Below are 8,521 nucleotides of genomic sequence, written 5' to 3'. Positions count from 1 at the left end.
AAAAGGCGTACCTGTGAGAGTGCCTGCGACGTTGGCCTGTTCATTGATGCCACTCTGATAATAAACAGGTCCACAACCTTCAGCTGCAAAGTCGTTGTTGGAGAAATAAGTACCACAGGCATCTGCACGAGTACGCTGCCATTCCATCTGGTAATAACCCTGCAGGGTAAAGGCACCCATTTCATCCAGTGCAATGGAACCGGACAGCATATTAACCGGCAGCAGGGCATCTTTTAATGAAGCACCGGGACGACGTAAGGCCTGAACGTCAATAGGGTTGGCGGCGTTCTGACCACCCTGAATAAAGGTACTTTCACCCCAGTTGAGCACATGGCGACCAAAAATAGCCTGGGCTGGGCGACCCATCACATCAAAGTCACCCCAGACATAGGCATCCATCAGCTCAATGCCGCTTTTGGCATCGTCAAAAGCGGCGGTATTTTTCCAGTCATCCACCATGCCTGAGTTTGAAGGTGAGCCACTGAGTTCACTCAGGGCATGGTCATACCAGTAACGAAAACTCAGGTTGGCACCGTAGTTACGGTACTGAGCATGAGATAGGCTAAGCGAGTGGTTACCACTGATGACCTGAGAGAAAGCATCACCCTTGTCAAAGTTCATATTGCCGTCATCGGTGTTACTGGAAGAGTTGCCTTGATAACCGGGGTTGGCAGTAGACAGTCCTGGCGTAATACCTTGAGCAGCCAGTGTGCCTGCAGCAATGTAATCATTATTCCGATCTTCCATTCGCCAGCTGGAGCCAACCGAGATCTGTGAATCAACCTTGAGGTTGAAGTCTCCCAGTGTAAAGTTGGCGGCATGAGCCTGGGACAGTCCTGCAATAGCCAGTGCCAGCAGGCTCAGTCTTGGCAAGTTTCTAGTGAGGCCGCCAGATGTGCGGCGGAGTTTCTGACTCATGGTGTTCACCTCTTGTTGTTATTTGATATCTGACTCGCCTTGCATAAATACGACATACAAACAGACGTTTGAATCAGCTTCGGTTAAGTCTGGTGTCCAGCACTCTTTGTAGCTATCACTCTTTAGGATGAATTTTCAAACACTGCCAGAGTAATGGATCATTAAGATGTGGTGTTCGGTAACATTCTCTGATTGTGTTACAGGCTGGACAGGCCGCAGCCAGACCCGCAAAATGCAGGTATAAAGAGGCATTTGGCTGTTCGGATCATTGATGTGAGGAAGAAACATGCGCAGAGTAGTGTTTAACCAGAAAGGTGGTGTCGGCAAATCCAGTATTACCTGCAATCTGGCGGCCATCAGTGCGGCTCAGGAACATCCAACACTGGTTGTTGATCTTGATCCGCAGGGGAACTCCACCCATTACCTGACCGGGTGCCCAGCACAGACGCTGGATGGCAGCATGTTTGATTTTTTTGAGCAGTCTCTGTCGCTGGGGGGCGGGCGTAAAACACTGGGTGATCTGATTCATGCCACGCCTTATGAAAACCTGTATGTACTGGCGGCACATCCAGAGCTGGAAAGCCTGGAAGCTAAGCTGGAGTCCCGTTACAAGATCTACAAGTTAAAAGAAGCCCTGCAGGCGCTGCAGGAAACCTATCCCTGCATCTGGATCGATACACCACCGGCATTGAACTTCTTTTCACGCTCAGCGCTGATTGCCGCCCAGTCTTGCCTGATCCCTTTTGATTGTGATGCTTTTTCCCGGCAGGCACTGTATTCATTAAAAGACTCCATTGATGAAATCAAGGTGGATCATAACGGTGATCTGGTGATTGAAGGTATTGTGGTTAACCAGTTTAATGCGCAGGCAAAATTGCCACGCCAGCTGATTGACGCACTGATTGATGAAGGACATCCGGTACTGCCAGTGCATTTGACTAGCTCAGTTAAAATGCGCGAGTCTCATCAGGTCTCACAGCCCTTGATTCATTACGCACCCAAGCACAAGCTGACCCAGCAATTCCAGCAGTTGTTTGACTTGCTTCATGCATAAAGAAACACCTTCGCGACCGGTGACCAGTCAGCAGGAAGGCATTCACGACAAGCTGGAAGAAGTGGTGCAGCGACATCGCACTCATAGCTTTTGCAAACCCATTGCAGACTTTAACCGCCAGGCTTTTGAACAGGCGGGTGAGTTATGGCAAAGGCAGGGCGGAGCACTGATTCTGGACTCAGGTTGTGGTGTGGGTGCCAGCACCCGCAATCTGGCGCGCCAGTTTCCTGAACATTTTGTTATTGGGGTTGATCGTTCGGATCATCGCCTGCAGCGCCAGTGGGGTGAGTTGCCGGAGAATGCCTGTCTGATTCGTGCCGATCTGGTTGATTTCTGGCGCTTGGCACTGGCTGCAGGTTGGCGCCCCGATTATCATTACCTGCTTTATCCTAACCCCTCACCAAAAAAGAAAGACCTCAAGCTGCGCTGGCATGGTCATCCGGTGTTTCCGGATCTGGTGGCGCTGGGTGGTTTGCTGGAGTCTCGTAGTAACTGGAAGCTGTATCTGCAAGAAATGCAGCAGGCTCTGACTCTTTTTGGTATTAATGCCCGCTTGGAGCCTCTGGTGGTGGATGACCCGATAACACCCTTTGAACGCAAATATGCCCAGAGTGGCCATGAATTGTGGTCGCTGCAAGCACAACTTGATGTGAACACACCTGATTAACAGGCAGGAATTTATGGCCAAAGCATTAAAGCAGATATTTTTTTCGTGTCGGGTGAAGGTTAAAGATGCCAGCTGATCTTGCTGCAAAATCACCTTCTGCTTTTGAGCAGGAGGTGCGCCGTATTGCGGCATCCCCTTTGCGACTGACCCATCCACGCCGTGAGTTCAAGGCGCGCGGCAGTTTTGTGCTGCGTTGTGATGGCTGTCGTATGCCAAAAACCTACTGTATTTGCCAGTATCGTACCGAAGTGTCTTCCAATGCGGTGTTCTGGGTGTTGATGCATACCGAAGAGGTGAACAAACCCACCAACACCGCACGGCTGATTGGTGATACCTTGCCGGAAACTCGTGTGTTTCCCTGGTTTCGGATGCAGCCGCCAGAGGCGTTATTGGCGCTGCTGGCTGATCCGGCTTACCAGCCGTTTATTATCTTCCCGGATGATCAACCGGATTACCTGCATCGGGTGGTGGAGTTTGAACCTGCCCGGCAAGGGCAGGAGTCTCGCCGTCCGGCTTTTATTCTACTGGATGGCACCTGGCGACAGGCGCGACGGATGTTTCGCAAAAGCCCATGGTTGGATCATCTGCCGGTTTTGCCCTTGCGCACCAACCAGAAAACCGACTACCGCCTGCGTAAACCGGCTTCTGAGCAGCATTTGTGTACTGCAGAGGTGGGTATCGAGCTACTGAAGCTGGCAGGGGATACACACGCTGCCGGGGTCTTGCAGCAGTACTTCACCGTGTTTAATCAGGGTTATGGTGCTGCACGGCATCAACGCCCCACGGAAGAGCTGACGGGTGCCATGCAGTGGCTGCTGGATTATCAGGCCAGTGCATCCAGGTAGCGCTCTGCATCCAGAGCAGCCATACAGCCGGTGCCCGCCGAGGTAATGGCCTGGCGGTAGATATGATCAGAAACATCACCGGCTGCAAATACACCCTCCACACTGGTTGCAGTGGCGTTGCCATTCAGGCCGGACTGTACCTTGATGTAACCATTACTCATCTCCAGTTGATCCTTGAAGATCTCGGTATTGGGTTTGTGTCCGATGGCAATAAAAACACCGGTAATGGTTATTTCTCGATGGCTGCTATCGGTGGTTGATTTCAGGCGCAGGCCAGTCACACCACTGGCATCACCCAGCACTTCATCCAACTGGTGATTCCAGATGATCTCGATATTGCCGTTGCGGGATTTTTCAACCAGCTGATCTTGCAGAATTTTTTCTGATTTAAGGCTGTCACGGCGGTGAATGAGAGTCACTTTTCTGGCAATGTTGGACAGATACAGCGCTTCTTCAACGGCAGTATTACCACCACCAATAACAGCAACATCCTGGTTCTTGTAGAAAAAGCCATCACAGGTGGCGCAGGCAGAGACACCACGACCCATAAAGGCTTCTTCGCTGGGCAATCCGATGTACTGGGCGCTGGCTCCGGTGGCAATAATCAGGGCATCACAGGTGTAGGTGCCCTGATCACCGATCAGGGTGAAAGGGCGCTGCTGCAGGGCAACAGTGTGGATATGATCAAACAGCACTTCGGTCTCAAAGCGTTCAGCGTGTTGTTTCATTCGTTCCATCAGTGCAGACCCTTGCACACCCAGAGCATCACCCGGCCAGTTGTCCACCTCGGTGGTTGTGGTCAACTGACCACCCATCTGCATACCGGTGATCAGCAGGGGTTTGAGGTTGGCTCGTGCAGCATACACAGCGGCGGTATAACCGGCAGGCCCTGAACCGAGAATGATCAGCTTGTTATGGCGACTGGCAGACATGGTTGCTCCTGAAATCGTGATGATGAAATCCAAAAAATAAGGGCCGGCTTTTGCCGACCCTTATAGATTACTGCACTAAAAACTTTATTACCTTAAGGCTTAAGGCCCGAAGCTTTATAGCCTGCTGGAAGACTCAGCCAGGTAGTCAGCAACACCCTTGGCGTCAGCCTTCATGCCTTTGTCACCTTTGGTCCAACCGGCAGGGCAAACTTCACCGTGCTCTTCGTGGAACTGCAGGGCTTCAACCAGGCGCACCATTTCATCAACGTTACGACCCAGTGGCAGGTTGTTAACAATCTGGTGTTGTACCACGCCATCTTTGTCGATCAGGAAGGAAGCACGCAGTGCAACACCCGCGTCTGGATGCTCAACACCGTAAGCACGGGTGATTTCGTGTTTAACGTCAGCCACCATGGTGAACTTCACTGCACCGATACCGCCATCTTTAGGATCGGTTTTACGCCACGCGTGGTGAGTGAACTGGCTGTCAATGGACACGCCAATCACTTCCACACCCAGCTCTTTGAACTTGGCCATGCGGTTGTCATGAGCAATGATTTCAGAAGGGCATACAAAGGTGAAATCCAGAGGCCAGAAAAAAACCACGCGGTATTTACCGTTGGTATCGGACAGCTTGAAGTTCTCAACGATGCTGCCGTCACCCAGGACTGCAGCTGCTTCAAAATCGGGAGCCTTACGGGTTACTAATACACTCATGTTTTATTTCTCCTGTGGGAACAAAAAAATCCAGCAATAAGGATCAAGCCAGTGGATATGCGGCTGAATGTCGCAAGCATAGGGCGGTTGAATGATTTAATCCAGATGATTAAGGTAATGAGCATAATAGCAAAAAGCCATCACCTGAGTCTGCTGTGACACCGCTGCAACAGAATATGGTGACAAGTGTCCGAAAATACAAGGCGGATTGATTTTTTTATCTGAGATCGGGTATCGGTTTTAGTCTGCTTCACGACGCAGGGTGATCTCGGAGACCTGTCCCTGAATATCCAGCGTAACCTGTATACAAATTGGTGCGCAGCAGACCTCGCAGTCTTCTACATACTCCTGATTGCCTGCAGAGGTATCCACAGCCAGTTCCAGCGGACTGCCGCAGCAGGGGCAGGTATCCCGATGAGTCCAGAGCATTGCTTCATTCATGAATGCCTCCTGAGATTCAGGGCATAAAAGTGAGGTATTAGAATGAGTTTAGCAGCTGCTGGGTTTCTAACCAGAAAATAAAAAGGAAGGGTATTACAAGGAGGTTTCGCTGGTGCCGGCACCAGGAGTCGAACCCGGGACCTACTGATTACAAGTCAGTTGCTCTACCATCTGAGCTATACCGGCTTTGGAAAGCAAACGCCCGAAGAAGGGATCAGGATGGCTGGGGTGGAAGGATTCGAACCCACGCATGGCTGGACCAAAACCAGCTGCCTTACCACTTGGCGACACCCCAACACTGATCCTGAAAGTTGGTGGCCAGAGGCGGAATCGAACCGCCGACACAGGGATTTTCAATCCCTTGCTCTACCGACTGAGCTATCTGGCCTCAACGGGTGCACATTAAATAGATTTTGCCCTGATCCGTCAAGCGCTTTTCTGAAAAAATTTCTGTTTTTTGTTCAAGTGCTTACAGCATCTGGGCTGCGTTGATTCAGGCGCCATTGTTTTGTGGTGGAATATAACCTTCGATCCGATCTGTTTCTTCATTACTGAAGAATTTTTCCATCTGTTCCTGCAGGTATTTTCGGGTGGCTGGCTCAAAAACTTTCAGGCGTTTTTCATTGATCAGGCGTGTCTGGTGTTCCATCCACTCCTGCCAGGCCTGTTTTGAAACCTGCTCCAGAAGTTCTTGCCCTTTTACACCCGGCATTGGAGGTGTATCCAGAGCAGGCAGTTCTTTTTGATATTTGCGACAGAAAACAGTGTGACTCATTGATTAACTCCTGATTTTGACAGGGACTTGATCAGTCCTGTTACCGGCGCTGCCAGGCCGATGTTGACGGGGTTTTGGGGATCATACCAGTTCAAGGGTTGGATTGGGGCGTTAAACGCCTCTGGCTGTGGCTCAGTGACGTTATAAGTAGGTTCCGGCAGCCTTGCCAGGATAGGCTGCAGAATCAGCCGATAATGGCTGAAAGTATGTTTCATGGGTTCTGCCTGATCAGTCTGGCAGATGGCGGTTGGATGTTGTTGTCTGAGCCATTGGTGTAATGCCTCAAGGTTTTCAAATTCCGGCAGGCTCCAGAGTCCACCCCAGATGCCTGAATCAGGCCGTTGCTCCAGCCGGATACGTTGTTGAATATCCAGTAATACCAGTGCAAATCGATGTTTTTCCGGCAGGATTTTTTTTGGCCGTGGTTCGGGCAGTTGCCCGGTAAGGTTTAACTGTCTGGCCTGACAGGCTGCTGCTACAGGGCAGAGATTACAAACGGGCTTGCGTGGTGTGCAAATTGTGGCTCCCAGATCCATGATCGCCTGGGTATAGTCTTCAAGCTGTTGGTGTGGGGTGAGTTGATCTGCTTTTTGCCATAACTCGCGGCTGACGTGAGTCTGCCCCGGCCAGCCCGGCACGGCAAAATAACGCGATACCACGCGTTTAACATTGCCATCCAGAATGACTGCACGTTGCCCAGTGCTGAAGGCACAAATGGCAGCGGCGGTGGATGGGCCAATGCCGGGTAGTTGTTGCATTGCCTGCAGGTCATCAACGGGTAGCTGTCCCTGGTGCTGAGCAACAACCTGTTGTGCACAGCGGTGCAGGTTTCTGGCACGGCTGTAATATCCCAGCCCGGCCCACAGGTGCAGCACCTCATCAAGGGAAGCATCCGCAAGGCTTGGCAGGCTGGGAAAACGCTGCATAAAGCGCTGATAATATTCAATAACTGTTATAACCTGGGTTTGCTGCAACATAATTTCAGATACCCATATATAATATGGGTTTTTATTCTGTTGCCAGGGTAAGTGCTTGCGTCCGTGCTGCTGATGCCACTGCAGCAGTTTTTCAGAAAAGCCTTCAGAAATCATGGGTTGGTTAACCATTGTTGATGAATCATAATGCCTGATTCGGAATCCTTGATTCTGGACGAGGTCGAATCCAGTCCGGGTTGATCCTGATGGGTAAAACAGGCTAGTAGGCTCACGGATACAGGTTGGTGCAAAAAAGGGGAGGGTTTTAACGCCGTTGTGTAAAAAAGTCTTCCAGCAGGTTTTTACTCTGTTTTTTTAATAACCCACCCTGCACCTGCAGGTGATGGTTGTACCAGGGTTGTGCGGGTAGGTTGCATACCGACTCAATCGCGCCTGTGCGTGGCTCTCTGGCGGCATAAAACACATTTCTGATGCGCGCCTGAATCAAGGCACCAATACACATGGTACAGGGCTCAAGGGTGACATACAGGTCGCAGTCATTAAGCCGGTAGTTGTTCAGAGTTTTGCAGGCATCTCTGATGGCCTGAATTTCTGCGTGAGCTGTTGCATCGTGATTGCTGATGCACTGATTGTAACCTCGCCCGATGATGGCGCCGGTGGAATCCACAATAACAGCACCCACCGGCACCTCGCCTTGATCCGCAGCCAGCTGCGCCAGTTCCAGCGCCCGATGCATATAATATTCGGGTTTGTGTACCCTTGCCTGCTCAGCCTCTGTTGGCATCCACCAGCTCCAGTGCTGCTTCCAGCAGTCGATCATGCTGCCCCTGTTTGCAGCTTTGCAGCAAACGCAGGCCATAATACTGGTTGGGGGGCAGAGTATCGGGAGGAGTAAACTGAGCATCCTCTGCCAGGGCAATCAGGCGCAGAAACAACCCAAAGGTTTCAATCCGCTGCAGGCGAACCTGCTGCTGATCATCACCCAGTGGGCAAATGGAGTGCTCCATGGCACTAATCAGGTTGGATGATGCCACGCGTGCACTCTGCTGCAGGAGCTGACCTTCAAAAAAAGCTTCCTGACCAGTCAGCAGCATCAGGCGTGACTGAATCATCGTCATGCGGTGATCCAGTGGATTGAATTGGGTGCTGGCTGCAGCCTGCTGACTTGTTGTAAGTAGACTGCCAGTGACAGTCAACAGGAGTAACAAGGCAAGCTGCAGCCGGTGTGACATGGTGA

The 8,521-nt window shown here is 51.2% G+C and carries 11 protein-coding genes and 3 tRNA genes; 3 read left to right on the top strand and 11 right to left on the bottom strand.

Annotation, left to right across the window (positions count from 1 at the left end):
* Positions 1 to 918 (bottom strand): DUF1302 family protein (locus IBX50_RS05530; RefSeq protein WP_292254089.1); only part of this gene is annotated, 918 nt, incomplete at its 3' end.
* Between the two features lie 286 nt (positions 919 to 1,204).
* On the opposite strand from IBX50_RS05530, the gene IBX50_RS05525 reads away from it, so the two are divergent.
* From IBX50_RS05525 to IBX50_RS05515, 3 genes are all read left to right on the top strand, one after another.
* Complete coding sequence (locus tag IBX50_RS05525) at positions 1,205 to 1,972, top strand: ParA family protein (RefSeq protein WP_292254088.1); 768 nt, start codon at positions 1,205 to 1,207, stop codon at positions 1,970 to 1,972.
* On the top strand, positions 1,965 to 2,639 hold the full coding sequence (locus IBX50_RS05520) for an SAM-dependent methyltransferase (RefSeq protein WP_292254087.1): 675 nt from the start codon (positions 1,965 to 1,967) through the stop codon (positions 2,637 to 2,639). The genes IBX50_RS05525 and IBX50_RS05520 overlap by 8 nt, the downstream gene beginning before the upstream one ends.
* 65 nt (positions 2,640 to 2,704) lie before the next feature.
* Positions 2,705 to 3,484 (top strand): DTW domain-containing protein, encoded by a 780-nt coding sequence (locus tag IBX50_RS05515; protein ID WP_292254086.1) that lies wholly within the window; start codon positions 2,705 to 2,707, stop codon positions 3,482 to 3,484.
* Here IBX50_RS05515 and trxB read toward each other — a convergent pair.
* The 10 genes from trxB to IBX50_RS05465 all read right to left on the bottom strand — a co-directional run bounded on the left by trxB (position 3,463) and on the right by IBX50_RS05465 (position 8,516).
* Positions 3,463 to 4,416 carry a thioredoxin-disulfide reductase gene (trxB, locus tag IBX50_RS05510; RefSeq protein WP_292254084.1) on the bottom strand — a complete coding sequence of 318 codons (954 nt, stop codon included), beginning with the start codon at positions 4,414 to 4,416 and terminating at the stop codon, positions 3,463 to 3,465. The two genes, IBX50_RS05515 and trxB, sit on opposite strands and share 22 nt — an antisense overlap.
* 114 nt (positions 4,417 to 4,530) lie before the next feature.
* The gene (locus IBX50_RS05505; protein WP_292254082.1) at positions 4,531 to 5,133 is read right to left on the bottom strand and encodes a peroxiredoxin; all 603 of its coding nucleotides are present in this window, start codon (positions 5,131 to 5,133) and stop codon (positions 4,531 to 4,533) included.
* A 240-nt stretch (positions 5,134 to 5,373) separates the two neighbouring features.
* Positions 5,374 to 5,574: a CPXCG motif-containing cysteine-rich protein gene (locus tag IBX50_RS05500; protein WP_292254080.1), complete on the bottom strand. Its 201-nt coding sequence runs from the start codon at positions 5,572 to 5,574 to the stop codon at positions 5,374 to 5,376.
* 110 nt (positions 5,575 to 5,684) lie between these two features.
* Positions 5,685 to 5,760: transfer RNA gene (locus IBX50_RS05495), tRNA-Thr, on the bottom strand.
* Positions 5,761 to 5,794: 34 nt separating this feature from the next.
* Positions 5,795 to 5,869: transfer RNA gene (locus IBX50_RS05490), tRNA-Gln, on the bottom strand.
* Between the two features lie 17 nt (positions 5,870 to 5,886).
* A tRNA-Phe gene (locus tag IBX50_RS05485) sits at positions 5,887 to 5,962 on the bottom strand.
* 105 nt (positions 5,963 to 6,067) lie between these two features.
* On the bottom strand, positions 6,068 to 6,349 hold the full coding sequence (locus IBX50_RS05480; RefSeq protein WP_292254078.1) for an oxidative damage protection protein: 282 nt from the start codon (positions 6,347 to 6,349) through the stop codon (positions 6,068 to 6,070).
* Entirely contained in the window at positions 6,346 to 7,440 is a 1,095-nt protein-coding gene (mutY, locus tag IBX50_RS05475; RefSeq protein WP_292254077.1) for an A/G-specific adenine glycosylase, read from the bottom strand. Before mutY ends, IBX50_RS05480 begins: the two co-directional genes overlap by 4 nt.
* A 148-nt stretch (positions 7,441 to 7,588) precedes the next feature.
* The gene (tadA, locus tag IBX50_RS05470) at positions 7,589 to 8,068 is read right to left on the bottom strand and encodes a tRNA adenosine(34) deaminase TadA (RefSeq protein WP_292254075.1); all 480 of its coding nucleotides are present in this window, start codon (positions 8,066 to 8,068) and stop codon (positions 7,589 to 7,591) included.
* A complete protein-coding gene (locus IBX50_RS05465) occupies positions 8,052 to 8,516 on the bottom strand; it encodes a hypothetical protein (protein WP_292254073.1) in 465 nt (154 codons plus the stop codon). Before IBX50_RS05465 ends, tadA begins: the two co-directional genes overlap by 17 nt.
* Positions 8,517 to 8,521: the final 5 nt, after the last annotated feature.

It is taken from the genome of Marinospirillum sp., assembly GCF_014859565.1.
The sequence above is the reverse complement of the archived record's forward strand: the minus strand, read 5'-3'. Positions and strand labels throughout refer to the sequence as shown.